This is a genomic window from Paenibacillus nasutitermitis (assembly GCF_014641075.1).
Taxonomy (GTDB): Bacteria; Bacillota; Bacilli; order Paenibacillales; family Paenibacillaceae; genus Paenibacillus_Z; species Paenibacillus_Z nasutitermitis.
Genome location: NZ_BMHP01000003.1, coordinates 951,557 through 976,163 on the forward strand (window position 1 = coordinate 951,557; position 24,607 = coordinate 976,163).

The 24,607-nt window shown below is 52.3% G+C and carries 22 protein-coding genes; 7 read left to right on the forward strand and 15 right to left on the reverse strand.

The features are described 5' to 3' along the window. Positions 1-6: 6 nt before the first annotated feature. The 7 genes from IEY46_RS23025 to IEY46_RS23055 all read right to left on the reverse strand — a co-directional run bounded on the left by IEY46_RS23025 (position 7) and on the right by IEY46_RS23055 (position 8,996). Positions 7-948, reverse strand: a complete 942-nt coding sequence (locus tag IEY46_RS23025) for an ROK family protein (protein WP_188995415.1) — start codon at positions 946-948, stop codon at positions 7-9. A 103-nt stretch (positions 949-1,051) separates the two neighbouring features. Further along, complete coding sequence (locus IEY46_RS23030) at positions 1,052-2,551, reverse strand: DUF5005 domain-containing protein (RefSeq protein ID WP_188995417.1); 1,500 nt, start codon at positions 2,549-2,551, stop codon at positions 1,052-1,054. Positions 2,552-2,587: 36 nt separating this feature from the next. Then, positions 2,588-5,002: a DUF5005 domain-containing protein gene (locus tag IEY46_RS23035; RefSeq protein WP_188995419.1), complete on the reverse strand. Its 2,415-nt coding sequence runs from the start codon at positions 5,000-5,002 to the stop codon at positions 2,588-2,590. Between the two features lie 3 nt (positions 5,003-5,005). Further along, positions 5,006-5,896, reverse strand: coding sequence for a carbohydrate ABC transporter permease (locus tag IEY46_RS23040; protein WP_229750475.1), 891 nt, complete (start codon positions 5,894-5,896; stop codon positions 5,006-5,008). A 116-nt stretch (positions 5,897-6,012) separates the two neighbouring features. Continuing rightward, positions 6,013-7,374 (reverse strand): ABC transporter substrate-binding protein, encoded by a 1,362-nt coding sequence (locus IEY46_RS23045; protein WP_188995423.1) that lies wholly within the window; start codon positions 7,372-7,374, stop codon positions 6,013-6,015. Positions 7,375-7,488: 114 nt separating this feature from the next. After that, entirely contained in the window at positions 7,489-8,325 is an 837-nt protein-coding gene (locus IEY46_RS23050) for a carbohydrate ABC transporter permease (RefSeq protein WP_308422829.1), read from the reverse strand. 311 nt (positions 8,326-8,636) lie between these two features. Continuing rightward, positions 8,637-8,996 (reverse strand): DUF948 domain-containing protein, encoded by a 360-nt coding sequence (locus tag IEY46_RS23055; protein WP_188995425.1) that lies wholly within the window; start codon positions 8,994-8,996, stop codon positions 8,637-8,639. A 379-nt stretch (positions 8,997-9,375) separates the two neighbouring features. On the opposite strand from IEY46_RS23055, the gene IEY46_RS23060 reads away from it, so the two are divergent. From IEY46_RS23060 to IEY46_RS23080, 5 genes are all read left to right on the forward strand, one after another. Then, complete coding sequence (locus IEY46_RS23060; RefSeq protein WP_188995427.1) at positions 9,376-10,173, forward strand: SDR family oxidoreductase; 798 nt, start codon at positions 9,376-9,378, stop codon at positions 10,171-10,173. A 44-nt stretch (positions 10,174-10,217) separates the two neighbouring features. Further along, complete coding sequence (locus IEY46_RS23065) at positions 10,218-11,120, forward strand: aldo/keto reductase (RefSeq protein WP_188995429.1); 903 nt, start codon at positions 10,218-10,220, stop codon at positions 11,118-11,120. 218 nt (positions 11,121-11,338) lie between these two features. Then, positions 11,339-11,536, forward strand: a complete 198-nt coding sequence (locus IEY46_RS23070; protein ID WP_229750476.1) for a hypothetical protein — start codon at positions 11,339-11,341, stop codon at positions 11,534-11,536. Between the two features lie 89 nt (positions 11,537-11,625). Then, complete coding sequence (locus tag IEY46_RS23075) at positions 11,626-12,441, forward strand: 3'-5' exonuclease (RefSeq protein WP_268239542.1); 816 nt, start codon at positions 11,626-11,628, stop codon at positions 12,439-12,441. Between the two features lie 244 nt (positions 12,442-12,685). Next, positions 12,686-13,357 carry a stalk domain-containing protein gene (locus tag IEY46_RS23080; protein ID WP_188995434.1) on the forward strand — a complete coding sequence of 224 codons (672 nt, stop codon included), beginning with the start codon at positions 12,686-12,688 and terminating at the stop codon, positions 13,355-13,357. A gap of 117 nt (positions 13,358-13,474) precedes the next feature. Here IEY46_RS23080 and IEY46_RS23085 read toward each other — a convergent pair whose 3' ends face one another. Genes IEY46_RS23085 through IEY46_RS23095 form a run of 3 tightly spaced genes read right to left on the reverse strand, consistent with a single transcriptional unit; the run spans position 13,475 to position 16,400 of the window. Further along, positions 13,475-14,359, reverse strand: coding sequence for a glycine betaine ABC transporter substrate-binding protein (locus IEY46_RS23085; RefSeq protein ID WP_188995436.1), 885 nt, complete (start codon positions 14,357-14,359; stop codon positions 13,475-13,477). A gap of 6 nt (positions 14,360-14,365) precedes the next feature. Beyond that, positions 14,366-15,205: an ABC transporter permease gene (locus IEY46_RS23090; RefSeq protein ID WP_188995438.1), complete on the reverse strand. Its 840-nt coding sequence runs from the start codon at positions 15,203-15,205 to the stop codon at positions 14,366-14,368. A 4-nt stretch (positions 15,206-15,209) separates the two neighbouring features. Further along, positions 15,210-16,400, reverse strand: coding sequence for a quaternary amine ABC transporter ATP-binding protein (locus IEY46_RS23095; RefSeq protein ID WP_188995441.1), 1,191 nt, complete (start codon positions 16,398-16,400; stop codon positions 15,210-15,212). A gap of 274 nt (positions 16,401-16,674) precedes the next feature. Here IEY46_RS23095 and IEY46_RS23100 point away from each other — a divergent pair, with 274 nt between their 5' ends. Continuing rightward, positions 16,675-17,244, forward strand: coding sequence for a GbsR/MarR family transcriptional regulator (locus IEY46_RS23100; protein WP_229750478.1), 570 nt, complete (start codon positions 16,675-16,677; stop codon positions 17,242-17,244). Positions 17,245-17,340: 96 nt separating this feature from the next. On the opposite strand, the gene IEY46_RS23105 is transcribed toward IEY46_RS23100, so the two are convergent. Together IEY46_RS23105 and IEY46_RS23110 are read right to left on the reverse strand one after the other, a co-directional pair. Continuing rightward, a complete protein-coding gene (locus IEY46_RS23105; protein WP_188995443.1) occupies positions 17,341-18,051 on the reverse strand; it encodes an AIM24 family protein in 711 nt (236 codons plus the stop codon). 10 nt (positions 18,052-18,061) lie between these two features. Then, positions 18,062-18,511, reverse strand: a complete 450-nt coding sequence (locus tag IEY46_RS23110; protein ID WP_188995445.1) for an SH3 domain-containing protein — start codon at positions 18,509-18,511, stop codon at positions 18,062-18,064. A 538-nt stretch (positions 18,512-19,049) separates the two neighbouring features. On the opposite strand from IEY46_RS23110, the gene IEY46_RS23115 reads away from it, so the two are divergent. Beyond that, positions 19,050-19,400 (forward strand): hypothetical protein, encoded by a 351-nt coding sequence (locus IEY46_RS23115; protein ID WP_188995447.1) that lies wholly within the window; start codon positions 19,050-19,052, stop codon positions 19,398-19,400. A 94-nt stretch (positions 19,401-19,494) separates the two neighbouring features. On the opposite strand, the gene IEY46_RS23120 is transcribed toward IEY46_RS23115, so the two are convergent. The 3 genes from IEY46_RS23120 to murD form a co-directional block, all read right to left on the reverse strand. Further along, positions 19,495-21,978 carry a carbohydrate binding domain-containing protein gene (locus tag IEY46_RS23120; protein WP_188995449.1) on the reverse strand — a complete coding sequence of 828 codons (2,484 nt, stop codon included), beginning with the start codon at positions 21,976-21,978 and terminating at the stop codon, positions 19,495-19,497. Positions 21,979-22,416: 438 nt separating this feature from the next. Next, positions 22,417-22,908 carry an NUDIX hydrolase gene (locus IEY46_RS23125; RefSeq protein WP_188995451.1) on the reverse strand — a complete coding sequence of 164 codons (492 nt, stop codon included), beginning with the start codon at positions 22,906-22,908 and terminating at the stop codon, positions 22,417-22,419. Positions 22,909-22,991: 83 nt separating this feature from the next. After that, positions 22,992-24,323, reverse strand: a complete 1,332-nt coding sequence (murD, locus tag IEY46_RS23130; RefSeq protein ID WP_188995453.1) for a UDP-N-acetylmuramoyl-L-alanine--D-glutamate ligase — start codon at positions 24,321-24,323, stop codon at positions 22,992-22,994. Between the last annotated feature and the right edge of the window lie 284 nt (positions 24,324-24,607).

Sequence of the window (24,607 nt, forward strand, 5' to 3'; positions counted from 1 at the left end):
GTGCGGTCAAGGTTTCATGACATTTTTCTGCTGCGCGAGCAGCCTCGACACGCCTGCAAACGTACTTATGGAAGTTTCGTCTGTAATTTCAAGGGTAATGGGATAATTCCGCAGCACGGCCTTGGTGCTTTCCAGAAACAAAGCCTTGCTCTTCACGATCTGGCCGCCAATGACGACGGCATCCGGTTGAAAAGACCGGAGGAAGGGAACCAGCATCTCCCCGATCATTTCACCGAACCGCTTGAATATGCCGATCGCTTCCGCATCGCCGTCCATGGCCAATTCGGCCAGATTTTTGATATCCAGATTCGCGGTATCCATGCCGGCATCGCTCATGAGCCGTAGAATACCCCGCTTGGAGATGTAATCGTCCACGATCGATTCGCGGAAAGGCTGGTTATAGACCCACCCGTTCGGGGGCACATCCTGCCGGTTCTTAATCAGCTCGCCTCTCTCGATGAAGGCCGACCCCGCCCCGGTCCCAATTGTGATGCATATCGATTTGGGGTAGCGGCGGGCTTTCCCCGCTACGTATTCGCCGAGCGCGAACAGATTAGCGTCGTTCTCGAACACGATATGAAAGTCCGGCGTGCGCTTATAGGTAAAGAAGCTTTCACGGCCGAGCCTGCTTAAGAGCTCTTCCCGGAGATTCACCCCGTAGATTTCCTCGAATTTATCGATTCCGCTAATATAGCTGATGCCTTTATCGTAATCGAAGGGACCCGGAAAGGCATATCCGATGCCTTCGATCCGAAAGTGCTTATCCGTTATCCGGCTTGTTTGCTGTTTGATCAAATCGATAAGATGGCTCAAAATTTCATCCTTCGCCTCTTTCGATCTGGACGGATAGATCATATAAGTGCCGGGAACCACTTTCCCCAGCTCGCTCAGGACGGCCGCTTTAATAAATAATCCGCCTACATCAAAGACAATCGCGTACTTTCTCATGGCCTGTACTCCCATCCTGTTCGGATATTCTGACTGGCGGAATGCGAAGCAGGCCTTCCGTTCACAAGCCACGGCGGTGCATGCCGCCTTGCCTGCATTTGGTTCATGGGATTTGCCGCAGCCGAATGAATCTGGGACGGTAAATACCCGCATGCGCCATATGCATATCCATACTTGTCGTGTTGATATTGTAGCTGATCAGCAGTTCGCCGCCGGGCGACAAATGCGGGTGCCCCTTGGCGTTATAAGCGTAAATGCCTTTGCCTTCTTCCGGCTCCGCGCAATAATGCAACGGAATAGCGGAACCGAATGGACCCACGGGACTGTCTCCGCAATAAACGGCCACGTGGTTGCCAGTCGTGCCGCCTTGCTGGAATGCAATGACGTATTGGCCGTCCAGGAATCCTCCAACCATCGGAGATACGCTGACCTCGCACGAGGTTTCTTCGACGATCGGCACGCAATCCTCCTTGCGGGCCGTCCATTCACCGCCGTTCCAATAGGTCCAACTGTCGAAGTTGACGAAATCCCCGGCGGGGGCACGAGCGGCGACCAGCTTGGCAGCCTTGTCGTTCTGGATTCCGTACACATAGACGTATCCATCCGGATTAGGCACCCCGGCCTCTGCCGTGTTCGGCATTACCGCAGCGCCGAAATAGGTCGAATGTCCGCCGGACGAGACGAAGGATAACGGGGTATCCACCTGTACCTGCTTATCCAGCTCGGGGCCTCGCTCTCCCATAGGAGCAGAAACCATGGTGACGCCATGCACGGCAAATTGGAACCCTTCCGGTCCGTCCGGGTCGGGACCGATAATGAGCGGAAAGCAATAAAACGCTCCTCCGATAGCGGCCCCGTCCTGCAGCCAATAGTAAGTGTCCGCCTCGCTCAGCGCCTTGGGAGTGGTTGGGGCGATGGCGCTGGCAGGCGAGTCGCCCCCGCTGTTCCACAAGAAGGTTATGGCGTCCGGATCAGGCTTATCGCCTTCCAGCACCGCCATCGTATTATTGAGCATCACCGGGGAGAGCCGTTCGTCCGTCGTCTTGTCAACGCCGCCCACGAAGGTATCCCCGAACAGAAATAACGTTTTAGTTCCCCCGGCACGCCCATGTGTCTCCACGCCATTGAAGGGGATCGAATAGATCCCGTCCGCCCCGCTCCAGATTTCCTGCCGGTGAAACAGCCGGGTCCAGGCTTCATCCTGTTCTGCGGCCAATCCTCTGCCGGCATAAAACTTGATGCCGGCCTTCGCCCCATCGCCACTTGGCACCTCTTCATCCGTGATGACGCACACATATCTGGCCGGGCTACCGCCGCCTTCCAACACAGCGGAGCCACCGCCCGCGATTCCCTTCAGCGGAAACCAATCCCTGGCGTTCAGAGAATATTCGGCCGCTATCAGGCTGATACCATTCACTCTTATTTCCCCGAGCGGATACGTTGCACCGAAGTCGAAGACGGTCTTCGGCCGCTCCCCTTTCGGTAATGAAGGGCCGGATGTGCCGCTGCCAAGGGGCGAATCCGGGTCCGAGGTCCACGTCCGGCGAACCGGTATCCGGTCGCCACTCTTGTCGGGTTTTGAAGTTTCATACACGTTCATCATGGCGCTTGATCCCTCCTGCCTTATCATTCACTCTACCTATTTGGGAGCAATTTCTCTGAGCCTGAGCCACCGGGGACGATAAATATCCCCATTGACCGTATTTGCCATCGCATCGGTCGAGTTGACATTATACGTAATCAGAAGCTCATCTTTGCCGGACAGATGGGGGTGAGCCTTGGCGTTGTAAGTTATGATTCCTTGTCCGTCCTCCGGTTCCGGAGTGTGGAACAGCGGTGTCGCCGGACCGAACGGACCAACTGGCGAATCCGCAACGGCATAAGTGACCATACCGCCTATCGAATCCTTCTCATAGACGAGAAGATACTTGCCTTTCCATCGCCCTTCCTTCATAGGTGTGACGCTCAGTTCCGGAGAAACACCGTCCATCAGCGTCGCTGCTTCCTCCATACGCGTCGACCAAGCGCTCCCGTTCCAATACCGCCATGCCTGGAAAGTCTCCAGCTGCTCCGGAATCGTGCGAGCAGCAATGAGCCGTTTCACTCCCTTGGTGTCACTCTTGTACCCGTAGACATAAATGTATCCGTCCGGGTGGGGAGCACCCGCAAGCTCGGTGTTATCCATAATGCCGGCGGCGAATGTCATTTCGCTTCCGTCCGGGAGCTTCCGGTACAATGGCGTGTCGACTTGCTCCTGAATCTCATAGCGTGGACCGTCCGCTTCCAGCGGGACGGATACCATGGACACGCCACCGATGGCGAACTGGAATCCGGGGGGCTGCGCCGGATCTTTCACCATCAGCAGCGGGAACAGGTAGAGCTTGTTCCCCCGGGCAATTCCGTCCTGCAGCCAGTACCAGCTTCCAGGCATTGCCTTGGCGGCCGGCGTCTTCGGCGTGAACAAGGCGAGGTCCGCCGTCTTCGGCGCCCATTCGAACCGGACCGCTGCCGGGTCCGGCAAGCTGCCGTCAAGCATCGCCACGGAATTGTTCACAATACCGCCCGATTCACGGGCATGTGACACCGGGTTGACGCTGCCGACATACGTATCGCTGAACAGAAACAGCGTCTTGATTGGTGCGGTGGCGCTGCCGGGAGCTTCGTTGCCATTAAGCGGAATCGAGAAGATGCCGTCCGCGCCCGTCCAGCCGTCATATCGGCTGAACAGCCCGGTCCATTCCTGCGCCGGCTCTGCGGCGATTCCCGCAGTGCTGTAGAAACGGAGCTCGCTTAACCCGTATAGCGCATGACCATCCGCTTCACCTTCCCAGTTTCCTGTCCCGGCTCCACCGGCCGGGACCAGCTTCACGTATCGGGCGGATGCACCGCCGAATTCAATCGGCTGACGCTTGCCGCCGTCCAGATTCGTGGCGGCCAGTTTCCCACTTCCATCCGCCTTTGCCAGTCTGTAGGGGTAACCTTCACCCTTCAGCTCGGTCCAATCGCGACGGTCGATCGAATAATAAATGCGGACGTTCTTCAAGCCCCGATCCGTCAGTATCTTGCCGGAACCATCTACCCCGTTGTAATTCCACGCCTGCATCTCCCCCAGCGGATAGGTTCCGCCCAGATCGACCGTCAGCGAAGCCGGTTCTTTCGCACCCGGGGACCCTGAGGACGCCAGCCACATCGTCCGAACGTCATTCCCATGGGTGTCGTGCTTGCCATTTACCCCCGACATGCCGTAATGGTTGACGACATGCTCGGGATGCGACGTTTCGCTGCCGGAAGAATCCACCGCCTGAACGGGGCTGATGCCGCCTTTGTATACGACTTCCTCGGCGTATCTGTAAAAACGCGCCTCGCTTAGTCCGAAAATGCGCTCCTCCTGCCCGATCGGAGACCAATTGCCCTTGCCGGGATCTGTATCGGCAACCAGCTTCACATATTGGGCGGGTATGCCGCCGAAACGTACAGGACTGCTGTGTCCGTCATTAAGATTGGTCGCCCGCAGACGGTCGGAGCCGTCCGCTTCGGCTAGCTGGAAGGGATAATCTCCCCCCTTGAGCTCCGACCATGAATCCCCATCCGCAGAAGTATAAATCCGGATGTTCTTCAGACCTCTATGAATAAAAGAGGATTTCGGCGAAGTCGTGTCCGCAAAATTGTAGTTCCACACCCACATTTCCCCAAGCGGCTGCACCTGGCCGAAATCAAATACAAGACTGGCCTGCTCCCCGTCTGCCGTTTCCACGCACCACATCGTTCCCGCCCGGTTGGTGTGCGTCTGGGATTTGGCCGCCGTTCCATACATACCAGACTGGTTGGCGGCATTTCCAGCTTTGCAGCCGTCCATCGCTTTGCCGGACGATTCGGCCACAGGAATGAATTCGCCGTATCCGGCATGATGCGGCACATCATCCACTTTATCCGCCATCCGCATGGCTGTGAACCAGACGGCGGCCGACATTACAGCGGCCAGTCCGGCAGCCGCGAACCATTTTCCCCTGCGTCCCGTCATCCCGAAATCCACTTTCTTATTTTCACGGTCCATAACTCACCTTTGTTCGGAGCCTTCGTAATAAACCCAACGGGAGCTCGTCTTGAGAATAATCAACGTGAACACCATCGTAATAAAGAGCAGCACCCAGGCAAGCGCGGACGCATAGCCCATCTGCAAATCCTTGAAAGCTTTGTTGTAGAGCAGGAAAGCGTAAAACAACGTCGAGTTGTTTGGGCCGCCGCCCGTCATGATATAGGCCTGAAGAAACACTTGGAAGCCGCCGAGAATGCCCATGATCACATTGAAGAAGATCGTAGGCGTCAGCATCGGAAGCGTAATGTTCCAGAACTGCCGGAGACGTCCCGCGCCATCCACTTTGGCTGCCTCGTACAACGTGCGCGGCACCCCCTGCAAACCGGCCAGATAAACGATCATGCCCCCGCCTACGGCCCACAGATTCATGAGCACCATGGAAGGCTTCGACCAATGCTCGTCGGTCAGCCAGCCTGGGCCGGTAATGCCGAAATTGGACAGGAACGAGTTGATAAGTCCGAAGTTGCCATCAAGAATCCACTGCCACAAGAGCGCGACAGCTACGCCCGACACGACGCTCGGCAGGAAGAAAATCGTTCGGAATAGCCGGATTCCCTTCACTTTCTGATTCATCAAAATCGCAATCAGCACGCCAAATGCGGTATTGAGCGGAACGCTGAGCGCCACGTAATACAAGGTATTGCCTAAGCTTTTATAGAAAAGCGGGTCTTCGGTGAACATGATTTTGTAATTCAGCAGCCCGACCCATTTGGGCGAGTTGTACATATTGTAGGAGGTAAAACTCAGGTACAGCGAAAACAGGATCGGAAAAGCCATAAATACCAGAAAACCGAGCAACCCCGGCGAAAAAAACAAATACCCGTTCAGGGCTTCCCTCGTGCTCAATTTCATCGGACGCTTCCCTCGCATGGCGGACCGGGCCCCTTTCTGTTTAAATTCGTCCGTCTGCCGGTTAAGCGGACGGACGAATTTCGAAATGCTCTGTTGCTGCTGCTTCTTGCCCGAAATTACTGCGTCTTGCCGAAGTTAGCCAGAGCGTTCTCGGCGTTTTTCTGCGCTTCATCGAGTGCTTTCTGCGGATCCTTGCCGGAGTTCAGCACCGACTGCTCGACCGGATCGAGATTGCCATGCCACGAAGGCATAGCCTCCACATACTCGATAAATCTCGAAACCTTCATCTGATCGACGATCATTTTCCAATTCTCATCGTTCATAAATTTCGGATCCTGCGCCGCTTTCACGTTGGATACGAGAGAGCCGGAAGCTTCATGAATCTTGACTTGCACGTCCGCGCTCGTCAAATATTTCATCAGTTCCCATGCGGCTGCGGCACGCTTGTCGTCCTTGTTGTTCACGAGCTCCAGATCGAATCCGGCCGACCAGCTTGCTGGTGTCTTCGTGTAAGGGATCGGGGCGATGCCGAACTCCATATCCGGGGCGCGCGTCTTGATATCCTGGTAAAGATTGTTCACGTCCACTACCATGGCCGCTTTGCCGGCAATGAAGGGGCTGAAGCCAAGCGCGCTTGCCTGAGAATTGAAGGCGGACATTGCTTTCACACCGTATTTATCCTGTATTTTCTTCATCCACGTCAATGCTTCCACGTTCTCCGGTTTGTTGAAGGTCGGCTTCCCTTGGTCATCCCAGAAGCCGCCGCCGTTCGCCCAAGCCATCGTCCACAGGTGAAGATTGCCGATCGACGGGGAGAATCCGATAACGTCGAGCATTTTCTTATCGTTCCACTTCGTCAGCTTGTCGGCGTATTGCTCCAGCTCATCCCAATTGGCTGGCGGCTTGTTCGGGTCCAATCCCGCATCCTTGAACATCTTCTTGTTGTAATAGAGCACTCGTACGTCCGTGTCGTTGGGCATGCCGAACATTTTGCCATCATACTTCATCTTGTCGACCAGCACCGGGAAGAAATCAGCCAGATTGACGCCGTCCTTCTCGATGAACGAATCCACGTTCAGAATCGCACCGGACTTGGCGCGGGAAGGCAGCGTGCTGGTGTCGTTAAGCGCAAGATCGGGGCCGCTGCCGGCTGCCATGGCTGTCGATAGCTTCGTCCAATAATCGAAGAAATTGACGCCGAGCTGGTCGACCGTGATGTTTTTGTGCTCCTTCTGAAAGTCAGCGAGCAGCTGATCCATCAGCGTTTTCATCGGACCATCGGAATAGATGTGCCAGAAGGAGATCTTGACCGGCTCCGCCGTATCGGCTGGAGCTGTCGTTTCCCCGGACGGAGAGTTGCTTGGTGACGGCTCCGCGTTCCCGGCCGGCTTGTTGTTATTGGAGCTGGAGCACGCCGAGAGCAATGAAACAAACAGAAGTACGGCGATAAGAATAAATGCGCTTTTTTTAATATTCATGGTTTGACCTCCCACAGAATGGTTCGTTCTTCTATCATGCGATTGCGGACACTGCTTCGATTCTTATGCGGAAACCAGCATTCCCCCTTTCCCCAATACGGGGAATCGTTATCGTTACCCCTTCACTCCTGTCAGCGTAACCCCTTCGATAAAGTAGCGTTGGAAGGAGAAAAACAGGGCGATCGTCGGGAGCATGACCAGCAAGGAAGCGGCCATCATGACATTCCAGCGGGTTCCGAACTGCTGTTGGAAGCTTCTCAGTCCAAGCGCAAGCGTGAAGTCCTGTGGATTGTTCAAATAAATCAGCGGACCGAGAAAGTCGTTCCAGGTAAGCGTAAAGGTGAATATCCCCAAGGTGGCCAGGGCCGGTTTGGAGAGAGGAATGAAGATCCTCCACCAGATGTACACTTCGGAACAGCCGTCGATTTTGGCCGCCTCGCTCATCTCCTTCGGAATGGTCAGGAAAAATTGCCGGACCAGGAAAATATAAAAAGCGCTGCCGAAGAAGAACGGTACAATGAGTGGAAGATACGTGTTCACCCACCCGAGCTCCTTGAACAGGATGAACAGCGGAATCATCGTCACCTGGGAAGGCAGCATCATTGTTGCAAGCAGGATGATGAACCACGCGTCCCGCCCCGGCCAACGCAGCCTTGCGAAGGCATAAGCGATGAAGGATGATGACATCAGCGAGCCGATCATCGCCATCAGAGTTATAAAAACTGTATTCAACGTGTACCGGAAAAATGGAAACGTCTGGACGGCTTTCTTGTAATTGTCCCAGTGAAACGGATCGGGAATCCACTTCGGAGGAATATCGAACAGTACCATATCCCCTTTGAGAGAGGTGGACAACAGCCACACGAGCGGCAAAATAAAGATGAGGCTGCCTATAATGAGCAAGCCGTAAACTAGGAAACGATGAATGACTTCGCCCGGTTTCATTACCATTTTGTGATCTCCTCATATCGTTTGTTTGTATCCGCTTTCAACAATATACACAGTTTACGCGTTATTCCCGGACGTGTCTTTTTGTTTCTTGGCCTAATTTTTATAATATGGAGACATCGTTTCCGGGGCAGAGCTTGTTCCGATTCACATAGAAACCGTCACTGATAACAACCGCAGTTGAATGGAAAAAAGGCCATTAAGGAGCTTGCAATGGGTTATAAGCGTCAATCGGGCTTCGGGCTTCGAGTGCGGCTTGTCCCATTATTTAGCAAGCTCCTTTCTTTTTCTCCGGCCCCGCCTTACGTCCCAAGCTATTTCATCTTGATCTGCACCTGCGGATTACGCGGCGCATCCTTGGCCGCATGGACCTGCTTGGCAGCTTGTCTGAAGGAATGGGTCACGTTCTGAATCACTTCACCTACATCGTGGGCGGATTCCAGCAGCGGGTCCACGTTTTTCATTTTCCCCTTCACATCCACGGTAATCTGGTTCGCGGTATGAATCAGCTGATTCGCTTCTTTGGTTAAGCCGTGAACCGCATTCCTTACCTCTGCAAGCGTCTTATTCGTCTCCCCGAGCGTTACCATTCCCTTCTGCAAAGTCTGAATCAGATAAACGACCAGGCCGACAAAAGCAACCGAAGCGGCAGCTATACTCCATTGAATAATCATATCTCAACTCCTGTTCTTATTATGTAACAGGCTATGTCCGAGGAGGCCTGGACATTCCAAATTGCCCGCATTCGTCTCCGACGGACGCGATCTGACAACAATTAAACCGGAGCCGCCTATTTCGACAGCAACCGGAATTCTTTATACAACAAGCTTCGACGCCGCTTGTATGAATACAGGTCAAATGAATCATAATGGTTAAGATAACATGATTCGACATTCGAGCCGTTTCGCCAATTCCCTCGCGGAATATTGTTTCAACCGTTTTTAAAAGGCATGATGAAGCTCTATTATTTGCAGGAGGGGCTGGTTCAAGCGTATGTCCTCCCGTGTATACAAGGGTAACCATAAATCTACTCAAAAAGGAGTCTTTCTTACGATGAGCAACGAACAACGTTTGCAAGGCAAAGTAGCTGTCATTACAGGTGGGGGCTCCGGCATCGGAAAAGGCACGGCCTTGAAGCTGGCAAAGCACGGAGCAGCAATCTGCATGCTGGACCGAACGCCGGAGAATGCCAATAAAGTCAAAAAACAGATCGAAGCGATGGGCGGCCGGGCGGAAGTGTTCGAAACGGATGTTGCTGTTCCCGAAATGATCGAGAAAGGGATGCAGCAAGCGGCCGAAAAGTTTGGAAAGATTGATATTGTATTTGCCAATGCAGGGATTAACGGCAAGTGGGCCGCGCTGGAGGAGCTCGGTGTGGACGATTGGGATCAGACGCTATCGATCAATCTGCGCGGCACCTTTTTGACATTGAAATACGCGGTCCCTTATTTGAAGAAAAATGGCGGCGGCAGCGTCATTATAACCAGCTCCGTCAACGGCAACCGGATCTTCTCGAATACGGGCGCTACCGCTTACAGCGCAAGCAAAGCGGGCCAGGTGGCCATAATGAAGATGACCGCGCTGGAGCTGGGTCCATCCCATATCCGCGTGAACGCAATCTGTCCGGGTGCGATCGAGACCAATATCGATGAGAATACCGATATTTCGCCTACGCTGGATGACGTGAAGCTGGAGGTTCAGTTTCCGGAAGGCAGCCAGCCGCTGGAAGGACATTCGGGCAGCATTGAGCAGTGCGGGGATCTGGTGCTGTTTCTGGCTTCCGATGAATCGTCCCATATCAGCGGCACGGAAATCTATATCGATGGAGCGGAGTCATTGATTCGCGGCTAGATGAAGGCATGGTTAGCGGAATCATACGTGGAGGTAGATGGATAATGGAGAAAAGAAAATTCGGCAGAACGGATATGCAGGTATCGGTGCTTGGTTTTGGAGCTGCTGAAATCGGAATGAAAAGCTATGACCTATCGCAAAAAGAAGCCGATTTGCTCCTGCACACGGCTCTGGAGCAAGGGATTAATGTGATCGACACCGCATCCAGCTATAAGTCCAGCGAAGCATTGCTCGGTAATGCTTTAGCAGGACGGCGCAGCGACTATTATCTCTTCAGTAAATGCGGAGAGGGGACAAGCGTCGGACTGGATTATCCCGATTGGGATGCCCGGAACGTCCGGCCCAGCGTAGAGCGCAGCCTGTCCGAGCTCAAGACGGATTATCTGGATCTGGTGCTGATTCACAGCTGTTCCGAGGCTATTCTGCGGCAGGGCGATCTGATTGCCGCTGTACAAAAGTTGAAGGAGGATGGACTGGTCCGCTATATCGGATACAGCGGCGACAGTACCGATGCCCTGTATGCCATCCGGACTGACATCTTCGATGCATTGGAAACCTCCATCAATGTCGCAGACCAGCAAGCGATATCGCTTACGCTTAAAGAAGCGCAAACCAGACAGATGGGCATAATCGCCAAGCGTCCTATCGCCAATGCGGTCTGGATGCGCCAAGGTCTGGAGAATGCGCCTGATCCCTATATCGAGCGGCTGGCAAAGTTGGATTTCCCTTTCCTTCAGGGCGATAAGGACAAGATAACGGAAATCGCGCTGCGTTTTGTTTTGTCCGTGCCGCAGGTAGATACCGCTATCGTCGGAACGACCAAGCCCGAGCATCTGCTGCTTAATGTGCTTCATGCCTCAAACGGAGCTTTGAGCGGAAGCGAAATGGATATGATCCTGAACCGCTGGAAAGAAGTAGCCGAGCCTGCCTGGGCAGGGCTGACCTGATCCTTGCTCCGTCGCAGCGGCCAATTTTATCCGCTTTAAGCCCAAAAAGAGATACTGCGATCTTTGCAGTATCCCTTTTTTTATTCGGTCTGGTTATGCGGCTGAACCCAATACCACTGGAGAACCGCAGCAGCCCGGGAAACGCGGGTGCAGCAAGGTTTTTCCTTTCTGCAGGCAGCTGGACTGCGGATTCGCGGCTGTAAGAAGGTTTTTCCGGGTTGCAGCCTCCTTTCCCGCCACAGATGGCCATCATCGGTGCTGCAGTTGGCCAGGCTCAGCCGCTTTCAATGATGCCAACGACAGCGGCCGCCACCCATACTTGTGCGCTGCCACAATTCTCCTGGCGGCAACGGAAATCATCGCTGCGGATTGCGGAATTCTCGACGGAGACATTCAAACATGCTATTGTGGAATAAGCACGCAGCAGTCACTTGAAGCAGCTACCTATCAGGGGACCGTGCGTTAGAAACCGGAGGCGAGCATTACGGACTACATTATTCTGGATATTGAATTCAACGGACGGAAATTTGCCAGCGACAAACCGATGGAAGTGATCGAGATCGGGGCGGTACGGCTCACGGAGGACTACCGGCTGGTGGATGAATTTTCTGCTTTGATCAAGCCCGTCTATTTCTCCAAGCTGAACAGCTTCATTAAGGGAAAGACCGGGATTGCCCAAGAAGATATCGATACGGCTGCGGGATTTCGGACCGTAATCGCTGATTTTATCCGCTGGCTGGACCGCAGCGAAACGTATATACTCCTAACCTGGGGCGGCGAGGATATTAAAAGGATTATCTACGATACACGTATGCATAAACTGGATGATGCTTACTGGATGCGCGCGCTTGCCTTTGATTTATTGAAAGGCTTTCTTCGGGACCAGAAGCTTACCAATGACGTCAGCGTCGAAACCGCGCTTGCCCATCTGGACATCGTCCCAGAAGGATCCGCGCACCGGGCGCTTGACGATGCGCGAATGACCGCGGAGGTGTTCCGTGCGGTGGCCCCAAGACTGGACTTCTCGCAGGCGCAGTATTTTAAGGATGTCTATTCCAATGCCAAGGAACGGCGGATGGTCAAGAATGCGGTCCGCACCATGTATGCCCAACGGGTGGTTCCACAGTGGGAGCTGATCGTGGAGCATTTTTTGAAAGACAAGGTATCTTTGGCTGATCCGCGCAAAGCAGCTGAGCTAGAGACTTACTTCGCTTCCGTCGTTGGCAGCCAGCAGCCGAAGCCGGTACCTGCTGCGGAGAAAGGCCATGAAGGTTCCGTCTCCACTGCCGAACCTTTTCCCGGGAAAGACCAATCAAGCTGACTTGAAGGTTATAGCTGTGCACGAAGCTGTTGTCTTGAGGGACAACAGTTTTTGTTGGCCGGAATTCCCACCAAATACTGTGACCATCCGCCTAAAGGACGGATAAAAAAACCATACTAACGGCCCAACTTTACAACCTGAGCTGTTGTTTGCTTGCCAGCCCTCATTATGTTCTTTATACTCGTACTGCACGGGCATCATACATTTGCATACATATTTAACGATAAAAGGAGCGATCGTGATCATGAAGAAAAAAGTGGCCGCAGCCGCTGTGGCCTTGTCCCTGTTCGCCGCAACGAGCGCAGGCGTTTACGCCGGAGCAAATATGACCCAAATTAAAGCCTATCTGAATGCGGGCCTGAAATTCAAAGTAGACGGGAAGCCTGTACAGCTCCGCGACGGCAATGGCAATACTCTAGTTCCGATTACATACAATAATACGACCTATCTGCCAGTGCGGTCCGTCGCAGACGTACTGAATGTCGCAGTGGATTTCGATCAGAAATCGGGGACGATCCAGTTCGGCGAGAAGTCCGAAGGCGTTTCGATTGCCGAAGGGTTTGACTCGATGTACCATACCAAGGATTCATCAAAGACAACCTATAATGGAAAAGACTATAAAGACGTCTACTTCGATAATGCAACCAGCAGCCGCGGCAGCTCGTTTATGCTTTATCCGAAGAAGAAGTATAACAAGCTGTACCTGCAAGTCGCAGCGGTAGGCAAGGATATTGAGAAAATATCTATCAAGGACACCGATACAGATACAGAGCTTAAACAAACCGCCGTTGCGATGAATGACGGCCTTGTTACCATTGAAGTGGATATCGGAGGCGTCGGGTCCATTTTTTTCCATGCGGACGTAGCGGCAGACGGCGCACTATTTATTCCTTTAACTACATCGTACTATAAATAAGCTCAGCCCTTTTGCTGAGCCTCAGCTCCAGCTGCAAAAAAACGCTGCACCGCTGAATCCAAAGTGATTCAAGCGGTGCAGCGTTTCTTCTGTTCTTTCTGGAGAGGACCGTCAAGTTTATTCAGTCGCGATCCCTTTAATCCATTCCTGGACTTTGTCTTCATTGGCGCTGATCCATTTGTCCGCTGCCGCTTCCGGGTCCATGCCGTCATGGATTTCAACCATCACCTCAGCCATATCGTCCGGCGTCCAGTTGAACTGGTCAAGGAAGGTATATGCGTCCGACTGGTCTTCCTTCAGCCCTTTGCGAACGACGGTATCAATCTCTTCATCACCACCGTATACGCCTTTGGGATCTTCCAGATACTTCAAATCCATCTTGGCAAATTTCCAGTGGGGAGTCCAGCCGGTAACGATAATCGGTTGTTTGTTCTTGTAGGCTTTTTGCAGCTCCTGGGCCATTGCCGCAGAAGAGCTCTCCAGCAAGGTCCATTTATCCAGCCCATATTCCTTCAACACTTCCTCTGTGGACATCATCAGCCCGGCGCCCGGCTCAATGCCGATTATTTTACTGCCGACAAGCTTGGCTGTTTCATCCTTCTTCAAATCCTCGATGGAGTTGATATCCATATAAGAAGGAACAACAAGACCGATTTTGGTGCCTTGAAGATTGGGACCCAGGTCTTCGATCTTGTCCTTATATTTCTCCAGGTAACTTTGATGTGTAGTAGGCAGCCAAGCTGCTACCATGGCATCAGCGCTGCCATCGGATACTCCCTGCCACATCGGTCCTGCATCCACCTGCAGCATTTCCACTTTATAGCCCAGCTTGGTGGTCAGAACCTGCTTCACCACATTAGTGCTGGCAATCTCCGAATCCCAGGCCACGTAAGCCAGTTTGATGTTCCTGGCTTTCTTTGCGTTGTTGTTTCCGGAGCACCCGGCGGCAACAACCGACAGAATAAGGATTATACTTATAATCAACAAGGATTTATTTCTCATTTGCTATCAACCTCTTCCTTTTTTTGTTTTCATCAGGCTTTGCGTCATCCGGTCCAGCACAATAGCCAGAATGACCACCGCAAGCCCCGCTTCAAATCCGATCCCGACCTTCGTCTGTGTAACGGCACGGTATACGTCCGCTCCTACACCCTGCGCCCCGATCATGGAAGAAATAACGACCATGGACAAGGAGAGCATAATGGTCTGATTAACCCCCGCCATTATGGTCGGCACCGCGAGAGGCAGCTCCAGCTTGATCAGCTTCTGCATCGGCGTCGAGCCGAAAGCATCGGCAGCCTCCGTCAAGTCACTGGGTACCTGGCGGATTCCCAGAGTCGTGAGCCGAATCGTCGGCGGTATCGCAAAGATAACGGAGGAGATTACTCCCGGCGCCACGCCCAGTGAGAAGAAAGAAATAGCCGGCAATAAGTATACAAACGCAGGCATGGTCTGCATGAAATCCAGCACCGGCGTGATGACGTTCTGGAATTTCATATTGCTTGCTGACAATATGCCGATCGGAATGCCCAAAATGATGGAAATCAATGCTGCCGTCAGCACAAGAGCCAGCGTCATCATGGTATGGTCCCAGTATCCAAGATTCAGAATAAGCAGGAGTCCCAGCACGGTAAACAGCGCAATCTTCCAGTTCACCAGCCGGTAAGCGAGAAGTGCGGCAAGCAGTATAATAATAAGGGCTGGTATGCCCAGCAGCACCCATTCAAAAGAATGGACAATCGCTTCAATCAGAATGCGTATGCCGTTGAAGAAAGTACCCAGATGTTCTTCCAGCCAGAGCACCGCCTGATCGATCCAGCGGTCCAACGGAATTTTCGGTATAGCCATGGTTTCACTTACCTCCCAAATCGGAGATGCCGGCAAGTGCCGCCAGTACCGTTCCCCGGATAATAATGCCCTTCAAGCGCCTTTGATCATCGATCACGGCAAGCGGGACTTTGGTTTGGCTAAGCTGATCGAATAAATCATTCAAAATGGTATCCGGCGATACGCAGGGTACTTCCTCAATGAGAATATCCATAATTTTCAACCCGTCCCTTACCGCCCGGGAAGCATCCTCTGCCGTAACCACTCCGAGCAGCTTGCGGTTCTCCCCAATCACATAAACATTGGAGACACCATGCTCCTTCATAAATTGGAGCGCCACCCGCGGCCCCCGGTCGAGCGCCATCGTGACCGGCCGCTTCATCACATGGGAAGCGGTAAGCACCTTGGACAAATCCACATCCTCGACGAAACGCTCGACATAATCATTGGCCGGCGTAATCATAATCTCCTCCGGCGTTCCAATCTGCACGATGACACCATCTTTCATCAGGGCGATCCGATCCCCGATCCGCAGCGCCTCATCCAGGTCATGGGTAATAAATACGATCGTTTTCTTCATCCGCGACTGGAGGTCAAGAAGCTCGTCCTGCATATCCTTGCGGATTAGCGGATCCAAGGCGCTGAAGGCCTCATCCATAAGCAGCACATCAGGATCGTTGGCAAGTCCCCGTGCAAGACCCACACGCTGCTGCATTCCGCCACTGAGCTGATCCGGCAGGCTGTCGGCCCGTTCGGCAAGTCCAACCAGCTCCAGCGCTTTCATGCCAAGCTCCGTACGCTGGGGTTTAGGAATCCCCTGGATCTCCAGCCCATACTCCACATTCTCCAGCACGGTACGATGCGGAAACAAAGCGAATTTCTGAAACACCATGCTGATCTTCTTGCGGCGCACGTCACGAAGCTCCTCGCGGCTCATTCTCACTATATCCTGGCCGTTTATAAGCACCTGCCCGTCGGTCGGTTCAATAAGCCGGTTGAGGAGTCGAACCAGCGTGGACTTACCGCTCCCCGACAGGCCCATGATAACGAAGATCTCGCCCGGCTCAATAGAGAAGCTCGCGCGGTTCACCCCGACGGTGAGCTTGGTCTCCTTATAAATAGCGTCCTTCGACTTCCCTTTCTCCATGAGGGCAATGGCCCTCTTCGGTTCAGGTCCGAATATCTTTGTCAGCCCTTTAACCTCAATGATCGACATGAACCCACCCCGTTCCTCACAGATTATCCGGTTTCTTTCGCTCTTTAGTGACTTGTACCATTATGAAGTAAACTGCATTCGGAATCAACCGTTTAATCAGTTTATATTTTATGTACAGTTTTAACTTTATAAACTTTATACACTGATTACTTCAGATTCCGCCTTTTCCCTCTCGTTCTGAGTGCTTTACTTTCATCTTTTTATTCTCTACAATTAAAATCAAAGTATTCTTGCCTGCCCATTCTGCATGCAGGAATAAGGAGATGACCATAACGTGCAGAAAAATGAATTCGAATCTATTTCAGACGACCTGCAGCAATCCATTCTGAAATCACGCCAGCGCGTCATCGAATCAATCGGAAAAAATATAGATGTTTACGGCGTTACGTTATCCATCGGTCATCTGTACGGAAATATGTTTTTCAGGAGCGAGCCGGTTACCCTGGATGAAATGGTGGATACCATGGGGCTGAGCAAGACCAGCATCAGTACTGGCATGCGCACTCTGACTGATCTTAAAATGATTCATAAAGTTTGGGGCAAGGGCGTGCGCAAGGATTTATATGAGGTGGAAAGCGACTGGTATCAGACCTTCGCCGATTTCTTCACCATCAAATGGCGAAAGTCCGTTGAAATGAATATTCAGTCCCTGCAGAAATCCAGGAAAGAGATGCTGGCGCTGCTGGCCGCCCATCAAGAGGAAGAGGCGCCGCAGAAGCTGCTCACCGCCGATTTGGCCAAGATCGAGAGTGCCCTTGAATATTATGAATGGCTTAACCGGCTGATCGATGCATTGGAAAGCGGGGAGATTTTTGAGATCGTTCCCAAGACTACGAAAATATAAATCTGTCCTGTTTCTTTCTCCGCTCACAGACAAAGGACGCAGCCCCTGAAGAGGCTGCGTCCTTTGTCTGTGAATATCTACCTGTGCAAATTACTGTTACTTGAACCAGACGCCTCCGAATGGAATAATTTCCCGCAGCAGCCGCTTGACCAAGCTGTCCTGGCCGATGAATTGCTCCAGACTGGCATCCGGCCAGCCAACCTGCAGCAGCACCTTGCCAACGCCGGTCATTTTCCATTGATAGCTCATATGCTGGCTGGCCAGATGGTTGCCGTAAACGCTCAAATCGATACCGACCCTGCTCGGGAAGGCGATCAAAGCCCGGCTGTCGATAAAAGAAGGCGTCACCGGATCCAGCTCTAACTCGATTACGGGACCGCAGGAAATAATGCCGATCGCGCCTTGCCCGTGAAACCTCATGCGCATAATATCTTTAGTGGCGACCATATTTTTGAATTTCTGCAGTACGCTCTTCATCTTGACGTCTTCCGTATGAAACAGCAGATGACGAAAATCAAACAGCATATCATGATCCCCATCCAGTTCCAGGCAATGGAGGGTATAGCCGGTCGGGAGGCCAAGCAAAAGATTGGAAGGACCCGAGAGTCTTGACTTAATCAGCTTCTTCTTTCTGTAAATCCCTTGCACATTCATAAACTTGTCTTCGCGCTGGCGCGGCGTACCCTGAAAGGCAACAATCTGCTGAGGATGGAGCACATGAACGGCATCCCCTTTTTGCAGCTTCAGCTCCACCGCCGATTGTTGGCTGTTTGCAGCTGCGCCTCCTGTTCGAGGAATAATTTCCATTTGCTCCCCCTTAGGCTTGTCTGCTTCGCAGAAGCAGGCGCAGCAATCTGCCGGAGAGGAAATAAAACGCCAGCAGTCCGATACCGGAATAAATAAAGAGCCATAATCGTTTGGATTTTGCGCTGCGTGCTTCCTCCGATGCCTGAAGGGAAATAACGGCCTGCGAAAGCTCATCATTGCGTTTGGCCAGATTCTCATTCTGCTCCATCAGCTTGATATTCTCTTCATGCAGCCGGTCCCCCGCCTGGCGGTATTGCTCAATAGTTTCCTGCGACTGCTTCGTGACCTCTTCCAGCTTGGTCTTCGTGCTGTCATACTGATTACGAAGCTCGTCCACCTCTTCCGGGAGCTTGAAAATGCCTTTCACATTATCCACGAAACCGGCATGCGCTACATTCGCGGAAGCGCCTGTCAGCAGCATAACGCAGGCAAACGATAACCCCCACTTCCCAAACCTCATCAGATCCTGCCTCCCTTCAGACAAAAGATGGTTTGCAAAGCACAGGGCAATAAAAAGAAGAAACGGCCTTTCTGCCATCCTTCGACGGCATCCGTCCTGTCAATCTTTTCCGGCAAATCCCATTATAGATAAATACGCATTCTGCACCGCTTTTGTTTCAGAGAACCCTAAAAATCGACAATATGGAGGCTGCTTACTTTTTATTACCCGTTTAGCCCCCTGCCATATCCTCCCATTCATCATAGCAAAGCCAATTTTGACATTCTTCGCCCAGAAAGGAACAAGCCACTAAAGAAATGCGCCTTCACAGAAAAAAAGTACAGTCTCCTCAAATTCTAGAGGCTCTGTACCTTCTTGGTATTCTAGCAGGGTGTTTCAAGGCCTTGATTGATCGGCAGTTAGCCGCTGTTTCAATTACGGTTTTGTTGCAGCCTTTCCTGTACCGGCCGCCATCCCCTTGCATCTGCCATTGAACGAACTTCTCTCTTTCATTACAATATAGGAAGAAAATAACGCAAAGACGAAGGAGGAATTCCGATTGGATACGACTCAAATGGTGGCGGTTATTGCACTTGTACTTTCCCTGCTGCTCCTGATCAGGGTCATCAGTCTCCAAGGCCAATTGAATATCCTGCGGGCAGACCTTGAACGTCTGGAGAGCCGGCCGGAAGCAGCAGGTCTGTCCATCACAAGCGCAAGCGCATCAATGCCCGCTGCCGCTCCTCAAAAGATCCAGCATCCCGACAGAAACATGGAACTCGATAACAGGCTGCGTATCCTGCTTGAGGAAGGAAAAAGAATCCAGGCCATAAAATTGTTCAGAATTGAGCGAAAGGTTTCGCTTAAGGAAGCCAAAGATTATGTGGATGAGCTGGAGGAACTGCGCTAGAACGGAAACGTCGTAAAATGTTCAACCCAGGTTCCTCCCGTCTGTCCTAATCGTTCGAACAGACGGAGAGTAATCTCATAGGTAACGAGCAGCGCTACCGGCTAAGCATGAAGTCATCTACGTATAGATCGGTTGTTCCCGTTTCAGTCTGCACATACATCACTGCCGATGCCAGTTGACCGGTCCATGTGATATTGGTCAGCTTGGTGCCTTGAGTCCATTGACTGCTGTTAATAGATTTGTAATCGGTCGATACATAGTGGGTGCCGGAATCGTCGACCAGCTTAATGGCAACCTGTCCTCTGCCTGTTCCGCTGCCCAGCTTGAACCAGGCGGATAAATTGTAGTTCCCTTCCCCTGCGGCCAGAAGGGCTGCTTTCACATCCTGGGTCGGACTGCTCCAAGGAGCGGTCCGCGCGGAGACTTTGGCGCCATAGCTGCCTGATTTTTTGGTTGCGGCGTCGGCGGTCACCGTCCCGCCGTTTGCATTTCCCCAAGGGGAAATGACACCGCTCTCAAAGCCGGGATTTACAATCAGGTTGCTGCCCGAATATTCGTTGAAGCCGTCAAGAACCATGTACGTTCCCGATTTTTTGACCGCTTTAATGGTATGCGAACCATAAGGAAGACCGCTTATACTGTATACCGACTGCTGGGATTTATTGGACGCTGTCCCGAGCGTGCTGATGGTCTGCTTGAATACATTGTCAATATAGATATCCACATCTCCGCCGCTGGGGTCGGTTTCCGACAGAAAATCCACGCCTGTTCCTTTAAAGTTATACTCGAAGAAATCGTTGTTGACTGTCGTGTAATGAAGGTCGTTCATAAAGTTCCCGACCCCACGGCCGTTGCTGTAGCCCCAACCCGTTCCGGAATAAACAATACCGCTGTACGTATCGTTGGTTTTGGCAGCAGCACGAAGAACGCTGTTATCGGAATGCACCTTGAAGGAATCAACCACCATATAGGTTCCGGTCTTCTTCACAGCCTTGAACGTATGCGTACCGGCTGCAAGACCTGTTTTGCTGTACACGGTCTGCTGGCTCTGGTTCGAAACCGTGCCGTACGTGCTTATCGTCTGCTGCAGAACATTATCGATATAAATATCGACATTCCCGCCGCTCGGATCCTTCTCGGTCACAAAGTCGATTCCCGTTCCCGTGAACGTATACTGCGCATAATCGTTGTTGGCTGTTGCATGGTGGACATTGTCGCCATAATCGCCGACACCGCGTCCTTCACTGTAAATCCAGCTGCCGCCGGAATAAACAATGCCGTTGTCCGTGTCGTTCACCGTTGCCGCCGGCAAAGCAAAATCAGTCGAGATCGCATACAGCTTCCCTTCGCCGGGAAGGAACGAAGCCGAGATTGCGCCTGTCGCATTATTGTAATTGGTCCCGACCTCGCTGCCCGTTGTTTTGGAAACCTCGGTTACAGCCGATGGCTTGGACGGTAAAGTAAAGCTTAAGGTTTGGGAGTTGGCATAATCCCGGTTGACAACCATCACATAGCTTCTTCCGTCCGCATTGGCAAAATGGGAGATCAGCTGGTCGGTTGCAGCCGCTGGCTGCCAGAAATAATTAGCGGGAACTGTCGTGGTCCCGACAGGACGGGAGCCCTTCACATACACATCGCGGGATGTCAGCCCCATCAGGGTCGGACCTAATTTCTTTATTTCGGACCCAAGCGCTTTCGCCGGCTCGTACAAGTCGGTTTTGTTGCCGTTTGCATCAAAGATGGCCGTTGTAAACACTTCGTTTCCCGGGGTGAGAACAGGCTGGAACCAGGTGAACCAATACAGCCCTTTTACGCCATAAGCCAAATCATTATAAACATTCCACCTCAGCTCATTGGCATTGGGTCTGCGCAAATTTCCGGGGATGCCAACCGACTGCAAATATACAGCCGTCTTGAGATTGTACGACAAGCCAACCGACCGCAAATTCTCCATCTCCTGATAAAAGCCCCCGTTAATGCCGCCGCTCACCGGAAACGGATAACGGTCCAGGGTCAAATATTTCAGATTAGCCGGATCGACCGCCTTCACCCATGAGCTGAGGCCTGAAATACCCAGAAAAGGCACCATATTGACATTGGGAACGGAATCGGGGTCGTTAAGAAGAAACCGCTGATAAACCTGCGCCGCCCTCGGAAAGGCGGAAGCGCCTGGTTCGTCTTTAATATAATAACCCCCGGTTGCCGGATGGTTCTTATAGGTGTTTGCGATGTTGTCGATTTCCGCATTGGTCGCCGTTGTCATCAGGTTTGCGGAGCGGGTATCCGACACCTGGACCTTGATTCCTCTGGAAGCTGCAAGATCAAGCACGGTATTCATCTGTGCGATGGAGCTGAACCCCGTATCATTGGGATAAAAGGTTTGGATTAGGTTGATGCCCGCATCCTTTATATAATCATACTGGGTGCTGTTGGTATAAGGCCAGGTTGGCATAAAGAAAATGCCCATCTGAAATTCCTCGCCAGCTGCCTCGGCGCGTGGAGCCGTCCATCCCACCGTTCCCGCCACTACGCATGCCGCCACAGCGGCTGTCATCCTTTTGGCCCACTTCTTTCTCATAATAAAGCCTCCTTTTCGGAATGGATCAGACCTTTGCGCTAACAACTTACAAGCCTGGCAGCTTCTTAAAAAGATTGCGGCAGCACCTCTTTCCATCATACTTTTTCACAGTCTCGGGTATCCTATAATTTGGATTTCATAGAATATCTTAATCCAATTGAGATTTAATGTTTGTCGAAATTTGTAATTTTAATAAAATTATAAACCATAGAGAGTCCACTCTCGTCCAGTCTCGTCAATGCCTTAATAAAATGGTTCACCGTACCATCTCGTGAAAATTGTACGTTAAGCATTAATTGAAAGCTAAAAAGCCGGATTCCTGTACATTAAGGAAAGCCGGCTTTCATGCCCGTTACTAATCGTAAACAGCGGCAGCCTAAGACTGGTAAAAACAAGTCCTGAACTGCCGCTGTTTTATTCAATAACGTTTGTTATCATCTACTTCGATATATATGTTTGATGTTTGATTATGAACTCAGGTTTCGTTAAATACGCTATGTAATTTACCGCTCCATTAAAATCCAAATATGCCTGATAGCGAGTGCGAATAGCGGGGTGTTCAATGAAATCAAGAACTTTATCTTTCGCCACCCAGCGACTATCGGTTGTTTCCTCAGTAACAGCTAACAACTCCCCACCAACAGGTTTACATACGAAATCAAACCCAACTTGCGTAGGAACATCAGTCACACCATCATACCATTTAAAAATCCCTGTATTCGAATAGACACCAATTAAGTAGCTAACCGTAGTATCAATTCCACTTTCCTCTTTGATTTCACGAATCAAAGCATCCATCAGATTTTCTCCAACTTCCACTTGTCCACCAGGGTAAACCCAACCACCGTCACGAGTTTGTACTAAAAGTATATTTCCTTGCTCATCTTCCACAAATCCACCTGCGGCTACTATATGCGTTGGAAATGGCATATTACGACCTCCTTTGCAGTACGTTTGTATATTTATTCCATATCCAGGGCAATTAGGTTTCCCGGCAAACGCCTGTGCCTTGCTCAACCTTTTCTCTCCAACCGGTGCAGCGCCCCGACCAGTTCTACAAAGTGACACCCACGTTCTTCAAAATTGCTATATTGGTCATATGCAGTGCAGGCAGGGCTTAGCAGAACAGTGTCGCCCGGTGCGGCCATCTTGTGAGACTGCGCCACTGCCTCGGCCAGGCCTTCGCAGCGGACAATGGGTGGGCACCTCGGCACTCGGCGCGCAGCATCCTCGATCTGACTGGCCGCTTCGCCGATCAACAGCAACACCTTGACATGATCAGGCAGCAACCGGGCCATCTCGTCAAACGGTACCTTCTTATCTCGCCCGCCGGCGATCAGCAGCACTCGGCCCACGTGCGCATGCAGTGTGGCAACGGTACGGGTGGGGCTGGAGCCGATGGAGTTGTTGTAATAATGTACGCCACCCACATCTGCCACCCACTGGTTTCGGTGCTCGACGCCGACGAAGGTGCGCACCGTCTCCAGAATTGCCTCGTCCGGCACGGTCCCCCGCACAGCGGTCATGGCTGCCATGACGTTTTCCACGTTATACCACCCCGGCATACGAATGTCACGGATAGGTACCAGCCCGTCGATCACATCATCGCGGACCGTGTGCCCGCCGAAGTACTTGGTCCGCCCCCACCCGCGCAGTGCAGCGGTCGCCGGATTGTCTCCGTTGAGGACGGCAAGTTCGCCAGCCCTCTGAAAATCCAGCAGGCGGCACTTGGCGGCGATATATTCATCCATGTCGAGGTGCCAGTCGAGATGATTGGGCGAGAGGTTGGTGATCACCGCCACATGGGGAGAGCGCGTCATGTCTATCAGCTGGAAGCTGGACAGCTCGACCGCGCAGGCGTCCAGCGGCGACATCTCGCCCGCGCGCGTCAGTAGTGGCGTGCCAATGTTGCCGCCCACATGCACCGTACGTCCCCCATTGGCCAGCATGTCGGCAATCAGCGACGTGGTGGTGGTCTTACCGTCCGAACCGGTCACACCGAAAATGGGACATGGACACAGCGCGAAAAACTCCTCCATCTCACTGGTCACACGGCTGCCACCTGCGCGGGCTGAGTCCAGCGCCGGATGGTCTGGGCGCATGCCCGGGGTGCGGAACACCATGTCGCCCCCAACGTGATCCAGGTAATTCTCCCCTAAGTGCAACCCGACGCCCAGATCGTCCCACTCCTCTCGGGGCAGGGCCAGGTTGCGATCGCGCACGGTGACGCGCGCTCCGGCCGAGCACAGCATTCGGATCAGCGGTGCGTTGCTGACGCCGGCGCCGATAACTGTCACATCCCGACCGGCCAGCGCTTGGATATAGGTGTCAAAAGCAGGATTCATAGGCACCTCCGCTTAAGAAATGTTAGGGATAAAACCATTCTGCCGATGCATATCATTAATTCAAATATACCACATATTGGAACCGCCCTGCTTCTCTTTCTGAGGCTCATCCATCGCAGCATAACGCTCGCTTAGTTCTTTCATCTTCTCCGGATCCGCATTCGAGTTGTAGTCGCCGAAGCTCGTTCGATAATTGCTGCTTTGCGTTATCATTTTTTTTTGGGGGGGTATCCATCTATCAAGTTTATATACCAGTGAACAAAAAAAGAGCCAGCCCCAACTCT